This is a genomic window from Streptomyces sp. NPDC101132 (assembly GCF_044759225.1).
In the GTDB taxonomy this organism is placed as follows: domain Bacteria; phylum Actinomycetota; class Actinomycetes; order Streptomycetales; family Streptomycetaceae; genus Streptomyces.
Genome location: NZ_JBIVYX010000006.1, coordinates 449,252 through 469,435, shown reverse-complemented (window position 1 = coordinate 469,435; position 20,184 = coordinate 449,252). Strand labels below are relative to the sequence as shown.

The window sequence follows — 20,184 nt, the reverse complement described above, 5'->3', positions numbered from 1 at the left end:
CGCGGGGGGGGGGGGGGGGGGGGGGGGGGGGGGGGGGGGGGGGCGGCGGGGGGGGGCGGGGGGGGGGGGGGGGGGGGGGGGGGGGGGGGGGGGGGGGGGGCTTGTTTCCCCGTAAAACACCCCCCGGCGCCGGGGTGGCCGTCGCGACGCGGGCCGGGCCGTCGGGGCCGAACCCGGCGGGGAGGGGCCCCAGCTGGTCGAAGACCTCGACCGGCTCCTCGTCCGGGCCGGGCTCGGGAAGCAGCTCCACGGCCGCCGTGAGGGCCTTGCGGGCCCCTGTGGCCGTGCGGAAGCGGACTGCGGGGTCGGGCTGCAGGAGAGAGGCGATGACCTGCCACAGCGGCTCCGGGATGCCCTGGGGGGCACCCGGAGTGCCGCGGGTCATGAAGTGCTCCACGAGCGCCTGCGCGTCGGGCTTCTGACCCTGTAGCAGGTAGAGGGCGACCAGTCCGACGGCGAACAGGTCGGCGGGGAAGTCGGGCTCCGCTCCCATCAGTTGCTCGGGTGCGAAGTAACCCGGTGTCCCCACCACGTAGTTGGTCTCCGTCAGGCGCGGCTCGCCCTTGCGCATGGAGATGCCGAAGTCGGAGAGCCGCAGGTGCGGCCGCCCGGTTCCGGTGGCCTCCAGCAGGATGTTGGCCGGCTTGATGTCGCGGTGCACGACGCCTTCCGCGTGCACCGCCTGCAATCCGGACAGCAGCTGGTCGAGCAGGGTGCAGACGAAGCGGGGCGGCAGGGGCCCGTAGTCACCGATGACATGGGCGAGCGAGCCGCCGCCCACCAGGTCCATGGTGAACAGCACCTTGTCGTCGTCCGCCGCCCAGCTGGCGGGGGCCAGCACATGGGGGTGATCGATCCGCAGTGCCTGCTCACGGACGAAACGCAGCAGGGTGTGGGCGTCGCTCTGCTGGAGCACCTTGGCGGCCACGTACCGCTTCCGCCGGTGGTCCCAGGCCCGCCAGACGGCCCCGACCCCACCGCGTCCGATCGGATCGATCAGTTCGTACCGACCGGCGAAGACCTCACCCATCGCGCTGCGCCCGCTCCCCGTCTGGTGTCAGCCCTGGTGCGCCTCGTAGTGGGACACCGCGTCAGCGGTGCGCCCGGCGCCGTACACCCGGAGGAACTCTGCCAGTTCCGGGTGGGTCGGTGCGAGGGAGTCCGCCGCATCGATGATGTCGCCCGCCGCGGCCACCGAGCGCAGCAGGGACTGGATCTCACGCACCACGCGGCGCACGGTGGGCGCACCGGAACTGGTGGTGGTCTGCGAGGTGTTGCTCAGGACGGAGCCGCCCTGGGTCTTCTTGATCTCGTCCATCCGGTCGGTGGCCTCGGCCGCGCTGACACTGCCGTCGGCGACCAGTCCGGCCAGTTCCTGGAGGGCCTGGACGCGCTGGACCACTGCCGGGTTGCCGATCTTGGCGCGCTGGCCGCTCATCAGCTGGGACAGCATGGGCGCCGACAGACCGAGCACGGCAGCGAGGCGGGCCTGGTTCAAGCCGAGGTCATCTATGAGCCGGCGGAAGAGCGCGCCGAGGGGCTCTCCGTACCAACTGCGCTGAAGCTCTCTGGCTCTGGCCGTGGCCTCTTGCTGTACTGCGTCCACTACTACTCCCCTTCGCTGGTGCGAACCTCGCGAGCATCTTACGGAGAGTGGTCGCGGACCGGGAGTCCCTATCATTTTGCGGGATACAGGGGATGACCCGGTACTCTGGTCTGCGGCAGTGGCCGAGGCTCAGCGGAGCCCGGTCGCATCCACTTTCGGGGCCTTAGCTCAGTTGGTAGAGCGCTGTCTTTGCATGGCAGATGTCAGGGGTTCGACTCCCCTAGGCTCCACGATTCAGACCCCTCCGACCTGCGGAAACGCGGATCGGAGGGGTCTTTTTCATGCCCGGGACCGGGCGGGTGCCGGGGGCGGGAACGGAGCGGGAGGGGTTCGGGAACCGCGGGAGGGAGGCTCCGTACCAGTCGAAGGCCTGCCGACCGGGCGGCCAAGGAGAAGGGGTTCCCGTGGCGAAGATCGTTCTGGTGTCCGGCAGCACGAGCCGGGAGTCGGTGAACACGGCGGTCCTGGAGACCGTCCGGGGCATCCTCGCGGAGCTGCCCGGCTCCCACGAGGCGGTGCTGCTCCCGATCGCGGAGCTCCCGTTCTACGACGTGGAGGTCGAGCGGGCGGACAGCTCCGAGGCGGTGCGCGCGGCGAAGGAGCTGGTCTTCGGCGCCGACGCGGTCGTCATCAGCACCCCTTCCTACAACGGTGAGATGCCCGGCGTCCTGAAGAACGCCCTGGACTGGCTGTCCCGCCCGGGCGGCGCCTCGCCTCTGAAGGACCGCATCACCGCCGTGACCAGCGCCTCGCCCGGCGCGCGCGGTGGTCTCGACGCCCAGCCCGGTCTGGTCGGCGTCCTCACCCGGGTCGGCGCGCAGATCGTCGCCCACGAGCCGGTCGCCGTCGGCGGCGCCGCGAACCTGCGGAACGCCGAGGGCCGGTACGAGGACCGCGAGACCGTCGCCGCGCTGGAGAGCCTGACGGGCGCGGTGCTGGCCGCGGTGGCCGACCGCGCGGAAGTCCTCGTCTGATGGCCTCCGGGGAGATCGGGCTGCTGCGCCTGATGAAGGAGGACCTGGACGTGGTCGTCGCCCGCGATCCCTCGATGCGCAACCGCAGGGAGGCGCTGCTGCACGCCGCCCTGCCCGCGCTCTGGGCCCACCGGATCGCCCACCGACTGCACCGCCGGGGACTCCGGCTGACGGCCCGGGCCATCGCCTGGTCCGCCCGCCGCGGTACCGCAGTGGAGATCCACCCCGGTGCCGAGATCGGCCGCCGGGTGCTCATCGACCACGGCGCGGCCGTGGTGATCGGCGAGACCGCGGTGGTCGGCGACGACGTGACCATCTACCACCAGGTGACGCTCGGCGCGGTGGGCTGGTGGAGCGACAACAAGCGCCCCGAGGGTGCCCGCAGGCACCCCGTCGTGGGCCACGACGTGGTGCTCGGCACCAACGCGACCGTGCTGGGCCCGGTCACCATCGGCGAGCACGCCGTCATCGGGGCGCAGGCCCTGGTGAACAAGGACGTGCCCCCGGGCGCCAGGGTGCTGGCCGCGACCGCCGTGATCAAGGCCGTCGGCGAGGAGCCGCAGCCCATGGAGGACCTGTACGCCGTGACCGCCTCGGCCGGCTCCTGGTAGTTCCGGCGCACCCGCGCCCCCGAAGACCCCACCGGCGTACGGCTGTCCGTACGACCACCCGACACACAGCCGTACGACCCGACTTGGTGAGGAACGAGACGTGAACAGCTCCGCAAGCTCCGAGAACCGCCGCATCGCCGACAGCATCGAGGACCTGGTCGGCTCGACCCCGCTGATCCGTCTGCGCTTCGAGGACACCGCGCCCGGCACCGAGGTGCTGGCCAAGCTGGAGTCGGCCAACCCGATGTCCAGCAGCAAGGACCGGGCCGCGCTCTACATGCTGCGGGCCGCGGAGCTGCGCGGTGAACTCACCCCCGGCAGCGGCACGGTGATCGAGGCCACCTCCGGCAACACGGGCATCTCGCTCGCTGCCTTCTCCGCCGCCCGCGGCTACCGCTGCGTGATCGTGCTGCCCGACAGCGCCACGGCCGAGCGGGTGGCCCTGCTGAAGGCCCTGGGCGCCGAGATCGTGCAGACCCCGCGCGAGCAGGGCTACCCGGGCGCCATCGCCAAGGCCGAGGAGCTGCACGCGGCCACCCCCGGCTCGTGGTTCCCCTGCCAGCACGAGAACCCCGACAACGTGCAGGCGCACTACGAGACCACCGGCCCGGAGATCTGGACGGACACCGCCGGCCGGATCGACGTGCTGGTCTGCGGCGTGGGCACCGGCGGCACGCTCAGCGGCGCCGCGAAGTACCTCAAGGAGCAGGACCCGTCGATCCGCGTGGTCGCGGTGGAACCGGAGAACTCCCCGGTCCTCTCCCAGGGCGTCGGCGGCCTGCACCGCATCCCCGGCCTCAACGGCGGCTTCGTGGCCCCCACCACGGACGTCTCCCTGATCGACCACGTCGTCACGGTGGCCGACGAGGACGCGATGACCGCGGCCCGTACCCTCGCCCGCCGCCAGGGCATCTTCGCCGGGGTCTCCTCCGGCGCCGTCGCCCACGCCTGCGCCCAGCTGGCCGCGCACCCCGACTACATCGGCGCCTCGATCGTGGCCGTCCTGCCGGACACGGGCGAGCGCTACCTCAGCCTCTGGAACGAGTCCGAGGCCGGCCGGGCAGAGCCGGCTGCCGCGCAGCCCTCCGCCCTGGCCACCCGCCCCTGACCCGCCCCCGGCGGTCCACCACCCCCAGCCCCCTCTTCTGCAAAGGAACCCCGACATGCCGGTGATCACCGTCGACTGGTGGAAGGGCAACGACCGCGCCCAGCGTGCCGAGCTCGTCGCCGAACTGACCGAGACCGTCGCCAAGGTGGCCAACTGCCCCCACGACGCCGTGACCGTGATCGTCCGGGACGTGGAGCCCAGCCACTGGGGCAAGGGCGGCGCCCTGGCCGACACCCTGGTCGGACCGGGCAGTGACGGGGGTGCGGAATGACCTTCGGCGCGCTGCACCCGAACATCAAGCTGCGCCTCGGGATCGGGTTCGTCCAGCGGTTCCTCGGCATCATGCTGATGCCGCTGATGGTCATCCACCTCTCCACGGTGTACGGCCCGGCCACCGCCGGTGTCCTCACCCTGGTCGTCGCGGCGGCGGGCATCGCCAGCAACTTCCTCGGCGGCCACCTCGCCGACGTCCACGGCCGCAAGCCGCTGATGGTGTGGGGCGAGGTGGGGGCGGCCCTCACCTTCGGGCTGCTGGCCCTGGCCAACTCGCCCTGGTGGCAGTCGGGGGCGGCGACCTTCGTCCTCTTCCTGCTCAACACCTGTCTGTCCAACGCGGCCACCCCCGCGGCCGACGCGATGATGATCGACGTCTCCAGCCCGGAGAACCGGCAGCTCGTCTACACGATCAACTACTGGTCGATCAACCTGGCCTTCACCACCGGCGCCCTGGTCGGCGGCTTCTTCTACGGCGAGCACTTCACCCTGCTGCTGACCGCCGCCGCCGTGCTCTCCGCGGCCACCGCCGCGGCCACCTGGTGGTGGATCGCCGAGAGCGCCCCGGAGGACTCCAGGGAGCAGGCGGTCGGCATCCCGGCGATGCTCCGCGGCTACCTCGCCGTCTCGCGGGACCGCACGTTCCTCCGCCTGCTGGGCGCCGCCACCCTGGCGCGGGCCATCGAGGTGCAGATCGGCTACTACATCGCCGTACGCCTCGCGGACGAGTTCCCCCAGCAGGCGCTGGCCGGTCTGGAGCAGTGGTTCCCCTCGGTGGACGGCGTCGCGATGCTGGGCATCCTGCGGGCCGTCAACAGCGCCCTGGTCGTCGGGTTCGCGCTCTTCGCGGGCAGCCTCTTCCGCCGGCTGCCGGACGGCGTCCGGCTGATCGCGGGCCTCGGCGTCTTCACCGCCGGGTACATGGTCCTCGCCGTCAGCAACGACGGCTGGATCCTGATCGCCGCCGCCGTGGCGATGACCGTGGGCGAGATCGTGCACGTACCGGTCAAGCAGGCCCTGCTGGCCGACCTCGTCGACCCCGCCGCGCGCACCAAGTACATGGCCGCCTACGGGCTGAACAACCGGATCGGGCTGATCATCGGCTCGCTCTGCGTGACCCTCGGCGCCTTCCTCTCCCCGGTCGGCATGAGCGTGCTGTTCGCGGCCTTCGGGCTCGGCGCCATGCTCTGCTACCGCTCCCTGCTGAAGCCGCGCGCACCCCGCGGGACCGCGGTGGAGCAGGACGCCCCGGCTGCCGTGCCGGCCCAGAACGGAGCCCCCTCATGACTCGCACCAGCGGCGCCGGACGGCTCCTGATGGTCATGCCCTACGAGCAGCTCGTCCGCAAGGCCGTGGCGGCCGGCTTCCGGGTCTGGTCGGTCTGGGACCCCAAGCTGCGGGACCCGGAGTACCTGGCCAAGGTCGCGGCCCACTCCGAGGACCTGGCCCTGGTCGACTTCGACGACGAGGCCGCCCTGCGCGCCCTGGTGGCCCGCATGGCCGCCGAGCACCGGGTGGACCACGTACTCCACCTCGGCTCCGAGGCCAGCATGGCGCCGGTCCTGGCCGAGGCCGAGGCCCTGGGGCTGTCGCCGAACACCGCCGAGTCCGTCCGGCTGCTCAACGACAAGAACGCGATGCGCCGCCTGCTGAACCGCAACGGTGTCTCCGTGGTGCGGGCCCGGGAGGTGCCGGCGCTCGCCGACGTGGAGCCGCTGCTCGCCGAGTTCGGGCTGCCGGCGGTCGTCAAGCCGGGCAACTCGGCCGGCAGCAAGGGCATCGCCCTGGTGCGCGGGCCGGCCGACCTCGCGGAGTGGACGGAGCGGGTCAAGGCCGCGGGCATCGAGGGCCCCTTCATCGTCGAGGACTACCTGGAGGGCCCGGAGTTCAGCGTGGAGACGCTGACAGTCGACGGCATGCACCAGGTCGTCGGGATCACCGCGAAGCAGACCAGCGGCGCACCCGGGTTCGTCGAGACCGGGCACGTCCACCCCGCCCCGCTGGATCCCGCCGACGCGGCGGCGATCCGGGCCACCACCACCGCGCTGCTCGACCTCGCCGGCTACCGGTTCGGCCCGGCGCACACCGAGGTGATCCTCACCCCCGCCGGGCCGCGCATCGTCGAGTCCCAGGCCCGCCTCGGCGGCGACCGGATCCCCCTCCTCGTGGAGGTCTCCGGCGGGTTCGACCTGGAGGCGGAGATCTTCCGCGCCCTGGCCGGCGAGCCGGTCACGACGCCCACCCCGCAGCGGTACGCCTCGATCGGCTTCTTCCAGCTGCCCGCGGGCCGGCTGGAGTCCGTCGACGGCCTGGCCGAGCTGGCCGAGCGGCCCTACGTGCACACCGTGGTCTTCCCGTACGCCCCCGGCGACGTCCTGCCCCACACCACCGACTCCGGCAGCCGGCACGGCTACGCCGTCGTCGACGCCGCGAGCCCCGCCGGGGCCGCGGAGCGGATCGCCGCCGTCCAGGCCGGGCTCCGCGCCACGATCACCGCCACACCCGAGGACACCCCCTGATGACCACGCAGAACGCGGCGACGGCCGCGGGCCGCCCGGACCGGACCATGCTGCTGGTCGGCGGCACGGACCAGCACCTGGAGCTCGCCAAGGCACTGGGCGTACGGGTCGTCATGCTCCAGCACCCGGACAAGGTCAACCCGTTCCAGACCGGCCTGGCCGACGAACTTACGGTGGTCGACTACACCGACTGGGAGGCCGTCGTCCCGGTCGCCGAGACCGCCCGCGCGGTCTGGGGCTTCGACGCCGTCGTCTCGCTCACCGAGGGCGGGCTCGACACGGCCGCCCGGCTCAACGAGCACTTCGGCTTCCCCGGCACCCGTCCGGAGGTCAGCCGGCGGATGCGCGACAAGTACCTGATGCGCAGCCACCTGGCGGCGCACGGCAAGCTGGACATGCACGTGGAGCGGGTCACCGACCGGGCCTCCCTGGACGCCTTCGCCGAGCTCGCCGGCTTCCCCTTCATCGTCAAGCCGACCGCGGCCACGGCCGGCTTCGGCCTGATCAGGGTGCGCGCGGCCGCCGACCTGGACATGGTCTGGCAGCGCATCGAGGAGCTGCGCGGCCGGCGCACCGACCGCGGGTCGACCCTCTTCACGGTCGACGAGCTGCTGATGGAGTCCTACCTCGACGGACCCGAGTTCAGCGTGGAGGGCTTCAGCTTCGGCGGCCGCCACGTGGTGGTCGCCGTGACCGAGAAGCTCGTCAGCGACGCCCACTTCGCGGAGCTGGGACACGCGCTGCCGGCCCGGCTGTCCCCCGGGGACCGCGACCGGATCGGGGCGGCGGTCACCGACTTCCTCGACACGATGGGCGTGACGGACGGCCCGACCCACACCGAGCTGCGGCTCACCTCGCGGGGCCCGGTCGTCATCGAGTCCCACAACCGCGTGGGCGGCGGCCGGATCAACGAGCTGGTCGAGGCCGCGTACGGGATCGACCTGCTCGGGTACGGGGTGGCCTGGCCGATGGGCCTGGCCGAGGCGCTGCCGGAGGCTCCCGCGGCCCGTGCCGCCGCCTGTACGCGCTACCTGCTCCGGGACCCCGGCACGGTCACGGCCGTGTCGGGGGCCGAGGAGATCGCCGCCCGGCCCGACGTGCTGGTGGCGGAGGTCTCCGTACGCCCCGGCGACACGGTCCGTCCCCTGCGGGACAACTGGGACCGGCTCGGCCTGGTCGCCGTGACGGCGGCCGACACCGACACGGCCGTCGCCCTGTGTGAGCGGCTGACCGAAGAGATCGACATCGAGGTGGCCCCGGCGGCGGTCGCCCAGGAGCGTCTGGAGGCGGCGGTATGACCGCGCTCGTGCTGCACCGTTTTCCGCTCGGCCCGTTCCCGTACGACCGGTGGCTCGACGGACTCGACGGCGGCGTCGTGATGATCGCCGCCCGCGACAGGATCGAGGGCGGCGGGGAGCGGGTGCCGGACGGCCCGGGCGGCTACCGCCACCTGGAGGTCGTCGACACGTTCGACGACGAGGAGCTGGTCGACCGGCTGGCACTCGACCTGGCCCACGAGTACGGCGTCACCCACGTGATCGCCCACCACGAGGCCGACCTGATCCGCGCGGCCCGGCTGCGGGAGAAGTTCGGCCTGCCGGGCCAGCTGCCGGCCGAGGTGCTGCCCTTCCGCGACAAGGTGCTGATGAAGCAGCGCCTCGCCGCGGCCGGCATCGAGGTCGCCCCGCACACCGTGCCCGGCACGGCCGCCGAGGTGCGGGCCTTCGCGGCCACGCACGGGCTGCCGCTGGTGTTCAAGGCCCGTGACGGGTTCGGGTCGATCGGGCTGCGGATCGTGCGGAGCGAGGAGGAGCTGGAGCTCCGCCTGGCCGAGGACTTCGCGCCCGGCTCCGGGCCGCGCGCGGACCTGCTGCTTGAGGCGTACGTACCTGGCCGGATGTGCCACGTGGACGGCGTCGTGGCCGGGGGCCGGACCGTGATGGCCTGGCCGTCGCAGTACCAGTACGACCTGTCGTCCTTCCAGGCCGACGGGGGCGCCCGGGTCGACCTGACGCTGGCGCCCGACGACCCGCTGACCCCCCGTCTGCTGACGCTGGCGGAGGCGGCGTTGACGGCTCTCGGCGGACCGGCCGACCACGCCTTCCACGCCGAGGTCTTCCACACCCCGGACGACCGGCTGGTGGTCTGCGAGGTGGCCGCCCGGCCGGCGGGGGCCCGGATCCGGGACGTGCTGAACGCGGTGTTCGGCGTCCACCCGGTCGAGCTGGCCTCGCGGGCCGCGACCGGACTGCGCCTCAACGCGGTGGAGGCCCTGGGCGAGGGCGAGCGGCTGGAACCGGCCCGTATGGCGGGCCAGGTGCTGATGATGAAGCGACCGGGAACCGTGCGCGGGATCCCGGTCACGCCCGAGGAGCCGTGGGTGGAGTTCTACGGGGTGTTCGCGGAGCCCGGAGAGGAGATAGGACCGGCCGCGATTTCCTCGGACTTCCTGGCCGCGGCGGTGCTTTCCGCCCCCACCAGAACGGAATGCGAGATTCGGTTGCGGGCCCTCGGCACGCGTTTCGAGACGGAGATCGTGATTGATTGACGGGATGTGAACGCTGGGCGAAGCGGGCCGCCCAACCCCCGGACAGAACCTGGCTCCTGGCCGGTTCCCGCTGTACTGTCCGACCCCAGTATCAGAGCGGGAACCGTTGGGGAACGGCACCCGCGAATGTCTGTCATGTCGAAAGCGCCACGCACGACATACGGAAACCAAGGGGCGGGGATACAGAAATGCGCAGCAAGTTTGCCGGAATCGTCGGAATCTTCGCGCTGGGTCTCGCGGTCGTCCTGGGGGCCACCGCGGACCTCGGTACGGACTCCGTGAACGACCGGACGGTCCAGGCCGACACCCACGGCCCCGGCAGCCCCGCCCCGGTCTCCCCCGGCGCCTGACGCCGAACGGACCTGATCGACGAGAGGCGGCCCGCCCCCGACAGGGGCGGGCCGCCTCTCGTCATGTCATGCGCGTCCCCGCGCGGGGTCAGAGCGGACGCCTGGCCGCGTCGGGCACCCCCATCGCGTCGAACAGCGCGACCGCACGCGCCCGGCTCTCGTCCGCCGCCGCCTGATCGCCCGTGGCCCGCACGGCCCGCGCGATGCCGGCCAGCGCCCGCGCCTCCTCCATGCGGTACCCGACCTCCGCGGCACGCCCCAGCGCGCTCCGGTAGACCTCCATGGCCTCGGCGTACTCGCCGCGCTCCAGCCGCAGGTTGCCGATCAGCCGCTCGACGACCGTCTGCCGGGGCAGCGTCGGTCGGTGGCCCAGCAGCTTGAAGGCCTCCGCCTCGCAGCGGCGTGACTCCTCGGTCTGGCCGAGCCGCTGGCGCAGGGTGGCGACCAGGGCCAGCGTCACGGCGAAGTCGTCGGGCTGGTGCGATTCGTCGAAGCGGACCATGGCCTGCTTGAGGCAGACCTCGGCCTCCTCGGAGCGGCCGAGGTCGAGGTACGCGCTGGCCAGGTCGTTCAGGGCCATGACCTCCTGCCCCAGGATGCCGAGTTCTCCGGCCAGCCTGACCGCCCGCTCCGCCGCTTCGACGGCTTCCTCGCCGCGGCCCAGGCAGGAGTAGGTGGTGCTGAGTGAGCACAGCACGTGGATCTCGGACTGGACGGCACCGGTCTCCCGGAACACCTCCACGGCCTGCTCCTGGTGGCGCACCGCCTCGGTGAACTCGCCCAGGCAGCTGAGCAGCAGCCCGAGCGCCTCGTGGCTGGAGCCCTCGCCGAGCCGCTCGCCCTGCTCCCGGGCCAGCTCCAGAGCCTCTTCCGAGACGGCGATGCCCTCGCGGAAGCGGCCGAGCTTCCACAGGGAGGTCACCTGGTTGTTGAGGCTCAGCCGGAGGGCCTGGGCGTCCCGGAGGCGGCGGGCCGCCGCGGCCGCGACCTGGCCGGCCTGGAGGTACTGGTCCGTGTAGGACCGCATGTTGAGGTGGAACATCACGTTGCGGGCGAGCCAGACCGCATGGCGGAGGAAACCGCGTGCCTCGGCGACGGACACCGCCGCCAGCACCGCGTCACCCTCGCGGTCGAACCAGGAGGTCGCCCGCTCGGTGTCGCCCAGCGGGGGCAGCACGGCGGCGGAGCCGTCCAGGCCGGTGGCGTAGTGGGTACGCCCCGGGAACAGCACCGCGCAGGCCGCGTCGGTCGCCGCGTAGAAGTAGTCCAGCAGCCGTTCCAGCGCGGCGGCGTCGTCCTCCGCCGTCTCCGCGTTGCGCAGGCTCTGGGCGAAGCTGCGGACCAGGTCGTGGAAGGCGTAGTAGCCGAGCTCGTGCTGCTGGACCAGGTGCATGTCCAGGAGGTCCTCCATGAGGTCCTCCGCGTCGCGCGGGTCGGTGTCCAGCAGTGCCCCCGCCGAGTGGACGTCGATCTCCGCGCCCGGATGCAGGCTCAGCAGCCGGAAGGCCGTCCGGTGCTCCTCGTCCATCGCCTGGTACGAGAGTCTGAGCGTCGCCGCCACGCTGCGCTCGCCCGAGCTCAGCTCGTCCAGCAGCCGGGTCTCGTCGCAGAGCCGCCCCACGAGGTGCTCGACCGTCCACCGGGAGCGGTTGCGGAGCCGGGCGGTCGCGATGCGCAGGGCGAGGGGCAGGTGCCCGCAGAGCGAGGCCAGGTCGCTCACGGCCCGCGGCTCGCGTGCCGTGCGTTCCTCGCCCAGGGTCTCGGTGATCAGCGCGAGGCTGTCCTCGGGGGACATCACCCCGATCGAGATCCACTCGGCGCCGTCCAGCTCGACCAGGCGGGCCCGGCTGGTGATCAGGACCAGGCACCCGGGCGAGGCGGGCAGCAGCGGCCGGACCTGGGCGGCGTCCGAGGCGTTGTCGAACAGGAGCAGCAGCCGGCGGCCCATCAGGGTGGTCCGCCACAGGGCGGCCCGGCCCGACGCGTCGTCGGGCAGTTCGTCGCCCGGGACGCCGAGGGTGCGCAGCAGGCTGGCGATCACGGCCCCGGGTTGCAGCGGCCGCTCGCCCGGGGTGTAGCCGCGCAGGTCGATGTGGAGCTGGCCGTCCGGGTACTGGTCGGCCAGCAGGTGCGCCGCGCGGACCGCCAGCGAGGTCTTGCCCGTGCCGCCCATGCCGTCGATGGCGAGGATCCGGGTGCCCGCCTCGGTGGTCTCCCCGGCTGCCTCCAGCAGGGCGGCCAGTTCCCGCTCCCGGCCGGTGAAGTCGGTGAGGTCGTACGGCAGGGTGCAGGGCGCGGCAGGCGCCTGTGCGTCCTTCGTACCGGAGGTTTCACGCAATGTTTCACGTGAAACATCGCCCGGAGCCGGCTCCTCGGCGGGGGCCGGGGCGGGCGGCTCGGGGGCGGCCAGTTCCGGGCTGTCGCGCAGGATGCCCTCGTACAGCTGGGTGAGCTTGGGGCCGGGGTCCACGCCCAGCTCCTCGGCCAGCAGCTCGCGTACCCGCCCGAACTCCTCCAGGGCCTCGGCCTGACGGCCCGAGCGGTACAGGGCCAGCATCAGGTGGCCGCGCAGCGTCTCGCGCAGCGGATGAGCGGCGACCAGTTCGCGCAGGTCCCCGACCAGCTCGCCCGTCTCGCCGCGCTCCAGCCGCAGCTGGAAGAGGGTCTCGGCCGCGGCCAGCCGGCGCTCGTCCAGTGCGGTGGACGCCGAATCGATCACGGGTCCGCCGGTGCCGGCCAGGACGGGGCCGCGCCACAGGGACAGGGCCGACCGCAGTTCGTCCTCGGCTCCGACGGGCCGTCCGGCCGCCAGCGCCTCGCGGGCCCGCTGGGTGTGGCGGGTGAAGAGGGTCAGGTCCAGCTGGTCGTCCTCGACCAGGGCGCGGTAGCCCGGGCCGTCCGTCACGATCAAGCCACTTCCGCCCGGAATGCGCTGGCGCAGATCGGCCACTGCCTTGCGGATCTGATGTGAGGCGGTTGCGGGCGGTTCGTCCTCCCAGGCGGCTTCCACGAGGCGGGCCACCGGAACCACTCGGCCCGGTTCCAGCAGCAAGGTCACCAGGACCCTCTCCTGGATCGGACCGCCCAGTCTGAGCCGGTTCCCGCCCGCCCAACCCTCCAGTGAGCCAAGGACGTTGAACCGTACCTTGACCTCTTCCCGCTCGCTCATGGCCCCCACCCGACGTGCTCGCAAAACCCCAGGTGAGGGGCCTGCTGTGGAAAAGAGCGTAAAGGGTTCCCGGATCGGGCGGTACTGCTCCGGGAGGTGATCGGGAACTCCGAAACCCAAGCTTCACGGGCCAGCAGGAGAGAGCACAGACGGAGCACCCATGAAGACTTCAAGCCACTTGGGCGAGGCGCGGATCATCCACTCGGAGGAGTTCGTTTTCGAGCCCGTGCCGGGTTCCGGCGGTACCGAGGTCGCCACCCCGGTGAGCCCGGCGCTCGGAGCGACCTGGGTGACGCTGCACATCGTGCGGGTCGCCGCGGGGGAGGCCTGGAGCCCCGAGGACACCACGCTCGAGGAGAACACCGTGGTCGTCCACGAGGGATCGGGCCGCCTGCGGGTCGGCGACGAGACCCGGGACGCCGGCCGCGCGTCCGCCGCGTACGCGCCCACCGGACGTGCCCTGACGCTGTTCGCGGGCCCGGAGGGCATGACGGCCTACGTCTGGCGCACCCCGCTGGCCGAGGGCCGCACCCTCGGCACCGACCCGAAGATCTTCTCCACGCTCTGGGACGACGAGACCCAGCTGCGCGGCTTCGCGGGCACCGGCCAGGTGGCCCCCGAAGAGGCCCCGCGCGCCACCATGAACTTCATCTTCTGGCCCGGGGCCGGCAGCTGCCAGCTCTGCCTGCACTGCGGCATCCAGCAGCCCGGCGAGACCTTCAACGTCCACCTGCACACGCACAGCGACGAGGCGTTCATCGCCTTCGAGGGCGTGGGCCAGATGTACCTCGTGGACCGCTGGATCGACGTCGCGGCCGGTGACGTGCTCTTCGCCGCCCCCGGCGTGCTGCACGGCGCCCGCAACCCCCACACGGGCCCGGACGCCCGCCGCTTCGTGACCTGCGGCGGCCCGACCCCCTTCGACCCTGCCCTCTACGACGCCGCCGGCGTCTCCTCACAGGTGGTCTGACCGACATGTGCCGTATCTACGGATCCTTCAATGCCGGCACGAGCGACCAGGAGCTGCGCACCGTCGCCGCACTGCTGCGCCACGGCGGCCCCGACGCCCAGACCTTCACCGGGAAGGACGACTGGGCCCTGGGCAACAACCGGCTCTCGATCATGGACCCCGAGGGCGGCGAGCAGCCGTACCGCCTCGGCGCCGTCACGGTCGTCTTCAACGGCGAGCTGTACAACCACCGCGAGCTGGCGGGCCGCCTGGAGGCACGCGGCCACCGCATCCCGGACAACTGCGACGGCTCCGTGCTGCCCGCCCTCTACCTGGAGTACGGCGAGCGCTTCGCCGAGCAGCTCGACGGCATGTACTCCGTCGCGGTCATGGACCTGCGCGAGGAGCCGAAGCTCGTCATCGCCACCGACGAGTCGGGCATGAAGCCGCTCTACTACGCCTGGGACGAGGCCGACGGCCGGTTCCGCTTCGCCTCCGAGATCCCTGCGCTGCTGGGCTTCGCCGACGTCACGGCCGAGGAGGACGAGTACGGGCTCGACGCCTACCTGGTCTCGAAGACCCCCTTCGGCGACCGGACCATGTTCCGCGGCATCCAGGTGCTGCCCCCGGCCGCCACGGCCGTGGTCGGCCGCCGCGGCGGACTGCGCATCACCACCCGTCCGCTCGGCCACACGGCCGCCGGCCCCGACACCGCGCGGAGCCTGGCCCGGGCCGGCGAGGAACTGCGCGAGCTGCTGGCCAAGGAGGTCTCCCGGCTGCTGATCGCCGACGCCCCCGTCGCCGCGATCACCTCGGGTGGTCTGGACTCCAGCCTGGTCACCGCGCTCGCGGCGCGGGCCACCGGCCGGCTGCACACCTTCAACATCGCCTACACCGGCACCTGGCCCTCGGACGAACGCGCCTTCGCCGCCGAGGTCGCCGGCCGCGCCGGCACGGTCCACCACCAGGTCGAGATCGACCCGGCCACCTTCCCCGACCTGCTGGCGGACGTGGTCTGGCACCTGGGCCAGCCCAACGCCGACCCCATCACCCTGTCGACGTTCTCCCTGTTCCGCGCCGTCCGCGACGCGGGCTTCAAGGTCGCCCTCACCGGAGACGCGGCCGACGAGCTGTTCGGCGGCTACGCGCGGATGACCCACGCCATGGCCGCGCCCGGCGGCCTCGGCTGGGTCCAGGAGTACCTCGACCACCTCTCGGCGGTGCCCCGCGCCCTGCGCGAGCGGCTCTACACGGACGAGTACGCCGGAGCGGTACGGGCCCACGGCCCCGCCCTGCCGGCCGGGCTCACCGAGACCCTGGAGGCCGGCGAGGGCTCGCGCATGCGGCGCATCTGCGCCATCGAGCAGCAGTACCGGCTCCCCTCGTACCACCTGCGGCGCGTGGACCACCTGTCCATGGCCAGCTCCGTCGAGGCACGGCTGCCCTTCTGCCAGCCCGAGGTGGTCCGGTTCGCGACCACCCTGACCGACGAGCAGAAGATCAACTCCACCGGGGTCAAGCGGGCCCTGTACGCGGCGGCCCGGGGCCTGGTCCCGGACAGCGTCCTCAACCGCCCCAAGCAGCCCTTCACCCTGCCCATCACCGCGATGCTCACCCCGGGCCAGGCCCTGTGGGACGTGGCCCGTGACGCCCTGTCGGAGAGCGCGCTGCGCGCCGACGGCCGCATCCGCCCCGAGGTCGTCACCGGCCTCTTCGAGGAGCAGGCGACCCGTCCGTCCGACGGCGCGTCCCTGGCCATCTGGGCGCTGATGTCCCACCAGATGTGGCGCACCCAGTTCTTCGGCGCCACCTCCTCCCGCGCGGGCACCCTCCAGGGGGCGCGGTGAGCGGCTACTTCGCCAACGCCCACGGAGCGCCCTGCCCCACGCTGGTCCTCGACGGCCAGGGCCTGCCCGAGGAGACCGACGAGCTGCTCGACAGCCTGACGGCCATCCGGGCGGACCTGAGCGCCGACGGCGCCGGTGACGTGCTGAAGAACGCGATCGTGCGGCCCTCCGCGCACCCGCTGTTCGACCTGGACTACCGGTTCGTGCAGTCGCTGCCCCAGTCGCACGCGTCGTTCGACCTGCGCGGCTCCTGCGGGCACTCCATCCTGGCGGCCGTCGAGGCGGCCGCCAGGTCCGGGATGATCCCGCCGCTCGTCCCCGGTGCCCGGGTGCGGGTGAACGTGCTGAACAACGGCGACAACGTGGTCTGCGAGGTCGAGGAGACCTCCGACGGCGGCACGAGCTTCACGGCGCACTTCCTGTGCACGCCGACCAAGCCGTACGCCGAGCTGCTGATGACGGGGGAGCCGGTCACCGAGGTCCGCGTGGACCGGATGGTCGTCCCGGTCTCGCTGGTCTCGATGGGCAACCCCTACGTGTTCGTCCCCGCCCGCCACCTCGGGGTGGAGACGAAGGAGCAGCTCTTCGCCGCCGACGGGAAGCTCTTCGACCAGTTCGCCAGGATCCGCCTCGCGGTGTGCGAGCAGCAGGGCTGGGACCCGTCCGGCGCCTTCCCCAAGATCGCGGCCGTGCTGCCGCAGGAGGGCGGCGCCCTGGCCGTCCGGGCGGTCTCGGTGCCCTCCTGGCACCCGACGCTGGCCCTGACCGGCGCCATCTGCCTGGGGACGGCGGTCGGCATCGAGGGCACCATCCCGTGGTCGCTGGCCTGGAACAGCGGCTACCGCGAGGGCCTCGTCACGCTCGTCACTCCGGGCGGCGAGCTCCAGGTCTCCGCGTCGTCCGTACGGACGGACACCGGGCCGCGGCTGGCCTGGGTCTCGGTCGCCGGGAAGCGCGTCGACTACCAGGGCTGGGCCGGGCTGCCCGCCGCCCGCTTCCCCTACGCCGCAGCCCCCTCCCTCTCCACTTCCCCGTCCTCGTCCCAGGAGCGCGCATGTCTGCCACTGCCAGTCTGACCACCCCCGACGCCGGACTGCGGCTCTCGCTGTCGGCGCTCGACCCCGAGGTGCGCGACGCGCTGGCCGCCTGCGCCGTGGCCGCGGACCGGACCGGCGAGCCCGACCTGGACGCCGTCGCCGTACTCCGCGAGAGCCGCCTGCTCGGCCTGGCCGTGCCGCGCGAGTTCGGCGGCGCGGGCGCCGGCCCGGTCGACCTCAACCGCTGCGTCGAGCAGGTGGCCGCAGTCAACGCCTCCGCCTCGATCATGCTCTTCCAGCACTTCGCGGTCAGCAGCCGCATCGTGGAGCAGGGCACCGCCGTCCAGCACCGCGAGCTGCTCCCCCGGCTCGCCTCGGGCGAGTGGCTGGCCGCCTCCGCGTGGAGCGAGACCGGCGCCGGCGCCAACAAGAAGAACCTGGCCACCAAGGGCGTCCGGACCGACACCGGCTGGTGCCTCGACGGGGCCAAGGCCTTCACCACCAGCGCCGGAGTGGCCGACGTCTACCTCGTCCTGGCCCAGACCGGCGACGACACCGCGGACGGGAGCGACACCGGCTACGGTGCCGCCGGGCAGACCTTCTTCCTCATCCGCGGCGACAACCCGGGCCTCGTCCCGGACACCTCGATGCGGCTGGCCGGCATGCGCGGCTCCGCCACCGGCTTCGTCGACCTGCGCGACTGCCACGTCACCGACGGGGACCGGCTCGGAGCCGAAGGCGTGGCCGCCTCGGTCATCGCCCGGGTGCGGGAGAGCGGAGCCACCCTCGGCGCGGTCGCCGTCGGACTGGCGCAGGCGGCCCTGGACGCCGCCCACGCGCACGCCGCCAAGCGCGGCCTGTACGGCCACCAGTCCCTGCGCTACCGGCTGGTCGACCTGACCACGCAGGTCGAGGCCGCCCGCGCGGTGGTCGAGCGGGCGGGCCGCCGCGAGTCCGCCGACCCGGGCCTGACCACCCTCCACTCCAAGCTCTTCGCCTCCGCCGCCGCCGAGCGGGTCATCTCCGAGGTCGAGCAGATCCTCAGCTCGGCCGGCTACGTCGAGAACCACCCCGTCAACCGGTACGGCCGGGACGCCCGCGCCGTCGCCCTCATGGGCCCCACGAACGACCTCTGCAGGGAACTGGTGAGCCTCTCATGGAACCGCTGAACTCCGCCGACCAGCTGACCGGCCGCACGGCCACCGCCGACCTCGTCGTCGTGGGCGGCCGCCTGGTCACCCCCGAAGGCGTCAAGGACGGCGCCGTCGTCATCCGCAACGGCCGGATCGACGCCGTCCTGGAGCCGGACGAGCAACTCCCCGACGGCCCCCGCGTCGACGCGGCCGGACGGTACGTCCTGCCCGGACTCATCGACTCCCACGTGCACTTCCGCACCCCGGGCCTGGAGTACAAGGAGGACTGGGAGCACGGGAGCCGGGCGGCGATCGCCGGCGGCGTCACCACCGTGCTCGACATGCCCAACACCCGCCCGCCGTCGCTGAACGAGGCCGACGTCCGGGCCAAGGCGGCCATCATCGAGGGCCGTTCCTGGGTGGACTACCGCTTCCACATCGGGGCTGATCCCGAGCACCCCGAGGTACTCGCCACCCTCGATCCCGAAGTCGCCACCTCCGCCAAGGTGTTCATGGCCGGACACCACACCGCCCCCGTGGTCTTCCGCGACTGGCGGGCCCTGGAGGACGCCTTCGCCGCCGCGGCGCGCGGCAACGTCCAGCTCGTGCTGCACGCGGAGGACCAGCACATCTTCGACCTGCTCGACACCTGGCGCGGCGAGCCCGGCTCCTACGACGAGTACGAGCCCCACCGCCCCCGCTCCGGCGCGATCGTGGCCTGCGCCAAGGTGATCCAGCTGGTCCGGACGTACGGCACCCGCGCCCACATCCTGCACGCCTCCACGGCGGAGGAGGCGGACATGCTCGTCGCCGCCGCGCAGGAGGGCCTGCCGCTGACCTTCGAGGTCACCGGCCACCACCTCTCCTTCACCGACGCCGACACCTGCCGGCGAGGTCCGCGCACCCGGCTCTCCCCCGCCATCCGGGGCCTGAGCGACCAGGACCGGCTGTGGCACGCGGCGCTGACCGGTGAGGCCGCGAGCCTCGGCAGCGACCACGCACCGCACACCATCGAGGAGAAGAACAAGGTCCCGGCCGACGCCCCGCCCGGCCTGCCCGGCGTCCAGGAGCTCGCCATCGCGGCCTGGACCGGCATGATGACCAAGCGGGTCGACCCGGACGAGGCGGCCACGCACCTGGCACGGCTGATGGGCTCGGGACCCGCCGACCTCTTCCGGCTCCCCGGCAAGGGCAGGCTGGTCCCCGGCGCCGACGCCGACCTCGCGATCCTCGACCCGGCGGAGCGCTGGCAGCCGACCCGGGACGACATCCAGGCCAAGTGCGGCTGGTCCGCCTACGAGGGCTGGCTCTTCCGCGGTCGCTTCACCACCGTCATCAAGGGCGGCGAGCAGGTCTGGGACGTCCGCTCCGGCTTCACCGGCACGCCGGCCGGCCGCTGGCTCGCACCCGCCCCGGCGGTCCTGGGCCAGCTCGCTGCGGACCCCGCCGATGTTTCACGTGAAACACAGACGGCTGCCGGTGCCGAGGCGGAGGGGGCCCGATGAGCGCCGCGCTGCTGGAGCGGACCGGGGTCACCGCGGAGGAGTTCCGCGCCGCGATGGCGGCGCTCGCCGCTCCCGTCACGGTCGTGACCTGCTACGACGAGTACGGCACCCCGCGCGGCCTGACCGCCAGCGCCGTCTCCTCGCTCTCCCTGGACCCGCCGCTGTTCCTGGTCTGCCTGGACCGGAAGTCCTCCAGCCACGACGCACTGGTCGCGGCCTCATCCTTCTGCGTGAACCTGCTGGCCCCGGGGGACGAGGAACTGGCCCTGAAGTTCGCCGGCCGCCCGGACCGCCGCTTCGACGGCGTCCGGCTGGCCGCGGGCGAGGCCACGGCCCCCGGCCTGGCCGACTCCGCGCTGCGCCTGGTGTGCGAGCGCCACGAGACCCTGGACGGCGGTGACCACACGATCCTCGTCGGCCGGGTGGTCGCGGTCGAGGGGGACGGGCTCGGCCTGACCCCGGCCGGCGGGCTGCTGTGGCACCAGCGCGGCTTCGCGCACGCCCGCCCCGTCCCCCGCCCCGGGGCCTGACCCGTGGGCTGGGATGCCGTACCGG

Annotated in this window: 17 protein-coding genes, 1 tRNA gene and 1 pseudogene (1 of these 19 running past the window's edge); 16 read left to right on the top strand and 3 right to left on the bottom strand. The window is 73.0% G+C overall.

Annotated elements, in window-relative coordinates:
* Positions 1 to 1,030 (bottom strand): annotated as a pseudogene (locus tag ACIQUR_RS17415) (serine/threonine-protein kinase); it reaches 516 nt to the left of the window's first position.
* A 27-nt stretch (positions 1,031 to 1,057) separates the two neighbouring features.
* The gene (locus tag ACIQUR_RS17410) at positions 1,058 to 1,606 is read right to left on the bottom strand and encodes a helix-turn-helix domain-containing protein (protein ID WP_399944030.1); all 549 of its coding nucleotides are present in this window, start codon (positions 1,604 to 1,606) and stop codon (positions 1,058 to 1,060) included.
* Positions 1,607 to 1,763: 157 nt separating this feature from the next.
* On the opposite strand from ACIQUR_RS17410, the gene ACIQUR_RS17405 reads away from it, so the two are divergent.
* The 10 genes from ACIQUR_RS17405 (at position 1,764) to ACIQUR_RS17360 (ending at position 9,989) form a co-directional block, all read left to right on the top strand.
* Positions 1,764 to 1,836, top strand: a tRNA-Ala gene (locus ACIQUR_RS17405).
* A gap of 174 nt (positions 1,837 to 2,010) precedes the next feature.
* Entirely contained in the window at positions 2,011 to 2,580 is a 570-nt protein-coding gene (locus tag ACIQUR_RS17400) for an NADPH-dependent FMN reductase (protein WP_403664843.1), read from the top strand.
* The gene (gene epsC, locus ACIQUR_RS17395; RefSeq protein WP_403664841.1) at positions 2,580 to 3,191 is read left to right on the top strand and encodes a serine O-acetyltransferase EpsC; all 612 of its coding nucleotides are present in this window, start codon (positions 2,580 to 2,582) and stop codon (positions 3,189 to 3,191) included. The genes ACIQUR_RS17400 and epsC overlap by 1 nt, the downstream gene beginning before the upstream one ends.
* A 100-nt stretch (positions 3,192 to 3,291) precedes the next feature.
* A complete protein-coding gene (locus ACIQUR_RS17390; protein ID WP_403664839.1) occupies positions 3,292 to 4,299 on the top strand; it encodes a PLP-dependent cysteine synthase family protein in 1,008 nt (335 codons plus the stop codon).
* Positions 4,300 to 4,354: 55 nt separating this feature from the next.
* A complete protein-coding gene (locus tag ACIQUR_RS17385) occupies positions 4,355 to 4,570 on the top strand; it encodes a 4-oxalocrotonate tautomerase family protein (RefSeq protein ID WP_399944019.1) in 216 nt (71 codons plus the stop codon).
* Positions 4,567 to 5,859 (top strand): MFS transporter, encoded by a 1,293-nt coding sequence (locus ACIQUR_RS17380; RefSeq protein ID WP_403664837.1) that lies wholly within the window; start codon positions 4,567 to 4,569, stop codon positions 5,857 to 5,859. Before ACIQUR_RS17385 ends, ACIQUR_RS17380 begins: the two co-directional genes overlap by 4 nt.
* Entirely contained in the window at positions 5,856 to 7,091 is a 1,236-nt protein-coding gene (locus ACIQUR_RS17375; RefSeq protein ID WP_403664835.1) for an ATP-grasp domain-containing protein, read from the top strand. The genes ACIQUR_RS17380 and ACIQUR_RS17375 overlap by 4 nt, the downstream gene beginning before the upstream one ends.
* Positions 7,091 to 8,389: an ATP-grasp domain-containing protein gene (locus tag ACIQUR_RS17370; protein ID WP_403664833.1), complete on the top strand. Its 1,299-nt coding sequence runs from the start codon at positions 7,091 to 7,093 to the stop codon at positions 8,387 to 8,389. The genes ACIQUR_RS17375 and ACIQUR_RS17370 overlap by 1 nt, the downstream gene beginning before the upstream one ends.
* Complete coding sequence (locus ACIQUR_RS17365; protein WP_403664831.1) at positions 8,386 to 9,639, top strand: hypothetical protein; 1,254 nt, start codon at positions 8,386 to 8,388, stop codon at positions 9,637 to 9,639. Before ACIQUR_RS17370 ends, ACIQUR_RS17365 begins: the two co-directional genes overlap by 4 nt.
* A gap of 188 nt (positions 9,640 to 9,827) precedes the next feature.
* Complete coding sequence (locus ACIQUR_RS17360) at positions 9,828 to 9,989, top strand: hypothetical protein (protein ID WP_403664829.1); 162 nt, start codon at positions 9,828 to 9,830, stop codon at positions 9,987 to 9,989.
* A gap of 88 nt (positions 9,990 to 10,077) precedes the next feature.
* On the opposite strand, the gene ACIQUR_RS17355 is transcribed toward ACIQUR_RS17360, so the two are convergent.
* Complete coding sequence (locus ACIQUR_RS17355) at positions 10,078 to 13,158, bottom strand: AfsR/SARP family transcriptional regulator (protein WP_403664827.1); 3,081 nt, start codon at positions 13,156 to 13,158, stop codon at positions 10,078 to 10,080.
* Between the two features lie 160 nt (positions 13,159 to 13,318).
* Between ACIQUR_RS17355 and ACIQUR_RS17350 the strand changes: the two genes are divergently transcribed.
* Genes ACIQUR_RS17350 through ACIQUR_RS17325 form a run of 6 tightly spaced genes read left to right on the top strand, consistent with a single transcriptional unit; the run spans position 13,319 to position 20,159 of the window.
* Positions 13,319 to 14,128: a cupin domain-containing protein gene (locus tag ACIQUR_RS17350; RefSeq protein WP_403664825.1), complete on the top strand. Its 810-nt coding sequence runs from the start codon at positions 13,319 to 13,321 to the stop codon at positions 14,126 to 14,128.
* Positions 14,129 to 14,133: 5 nt separating this feature from the next.
* Positions 14,134 to 15,954, top strand: a complete 1,821-nt coding sequence (gene asnB, locus ACIQUR_RS17345) for an asparagine synthase (glutamine-hydrolyzing) (protein WP_403664823.1) — start codon at positions 14,134 to 14,136, stop codon at positions 15,952 to 15,954.
* Positions 15,951 to 17,030 (top strand): PrpF domain-containing protein, encoded by a 1,080-nt coding sequence (locus ACIQUR_RS17340; RefSeq protein ID WP_403664821.1) that lies wholly within the window; start codon positions 15,951 to 15,953, stop codon positions 17,028 to 17,030. The genes asnB and ACIQUR_RS17340 overlap by 4 nt, the downstream gene beginning before the upstream one ends.
* The gene (locus ACIQUR_RS17335; RefSeq protein WP_403664819.1) at positions 17,009 to 18,160 is read left to right on the top strand and encodes an acyl-CoA dehydrogenase family protein; all 1,152 of its coding nucleotides are present in this window, start codon (positions 17,009 to 17,011) and stop codon (positions 18,158 to 18,160) included. The genes ACIQUR_RS17340 and ACIQUR_RS17335 overlap by 22 nt, the downstream gene beginning before the upstream one ends.
* Complete coding sequence (locus tag ACIQUR_RS17330; RefSeq protein WP_403664817.1) at positions 18,148 to 19,629, top strand: dihydroorotase family protein; 1,482 nt, start codon at positions 18,148 to 18,150, stop codon at positions 19,627 to 19,629. The genes ACIQUR_RS17335 and ACIQUR_RS17330 overlap by 13 nt, the downstream gene beginning before the upstream one ends.
* Positions 19,626 to 20,159: a flavin reductase family protein gene (locus ACIQUR_RS17325; protein ID WP_403664815.1), complete on the top strand. Its 534-nt coding sequence runs from the start codon at positions 19,626 to 19,628 to the stop codon at positions 20,157 to 20,159. The genes ACIQUR_RS17330 and ACIQUR_RS17325 overlap by 4 nt, the downstream gene beginning before the upstream one ends.
* Positions 20,160 to 20,184 lie beyond the last annotated feature (25 nt).

Coding starts and splice junctions, on each gene's coding strand:
- ACIQUR_RS17385 (WP_399944019.1), top strand. CDS start 4,355: ATGCCGGTGATCACCGTCGACTGGTGGAAGGGCAACGACCGCGCCCAG.
- ACIQUR_RS17380 (WP_403664837.1), top strand. CDS start 4,567: ATGACCTTCGGCGCGCTGCACCCGAACATCAAGCTGCGCCTCGGGATC.
- ACIQUR_RS17335 (WP_403664819.1), top strand. CDS start 17,009: ATGTCTGCCACTGCCAGTCTGACCACCCCCGACGCCGGACTGCGGCTC.
- ACIQUR_RS17360 (WP_403664829.1), top strand. CDS start 9,828: ATGCGCAGCAAGTTTGCCGGAATCGTCGGAATCTTCGCGCTGGGTCTC.
- ACIQUR_RS17355 (WP_403664827.1), bottom strand. CDS start 13,158: ATGAGCGAGCGGGAAGAGGTCAAGGTACGGTTCAACGTCCTTGGCTCA.
- ACIQUR_RS17370 (WP_403664833.1), top strand. CDS start 7,091: ATGACCACGCAGAACGCGGCGACGGCCGCGGGCCGCCCGGACCGGACC.
- asnB (WP_403664823.1), top strand. CDS start 14,134: ATGTGCCGTATCTACGGATCCTTCAATGCCGGCACGAGCGACCAGGAG.
- ACIQUR_RS17365 (WP_403664831.1), top strand. CDS start 8,386: ATGACCGCGCTCGTGCTGCACCGTTTTCCGCTCGGCCCGTTCCCGTAC.
- ACIQUR_RS17330 (WP_403664817.1), top strand. CDS start 18,148: ATGGAACCGCTGAACTCCGCCGACCAGCTGACCGGCCGCACGGCCACC.
- ACIQUR_RS17325 (WP_403664815.1), top strand. CDS start 19,626: ATGAGCGCCGCGCTGCTGGAGCGGACCGGGGTCACCGCGGAGGAGTTC.
- epsC (WP_403664841.1), top strand. CDS start 2,580: ATGGCCTCCGGGGAGATCGGGCTGCTGCGCCTGATGAAGGAGGACCTG.
- ACIQUR_RS17350 (WP_403664825.1), top strand. CDS start 13,319: ATGAAGACTTCAAGCCACTTGGGCGAGGCGCGGATCATCCACTCGGAG.
- ACIQUR_RS17375 (WP_403664835.1), top strand. CDS start 5,856: ATGACTCGCACCAGCGGCGCCGGACGGCTCCTGATGGTCATGCCCTAC.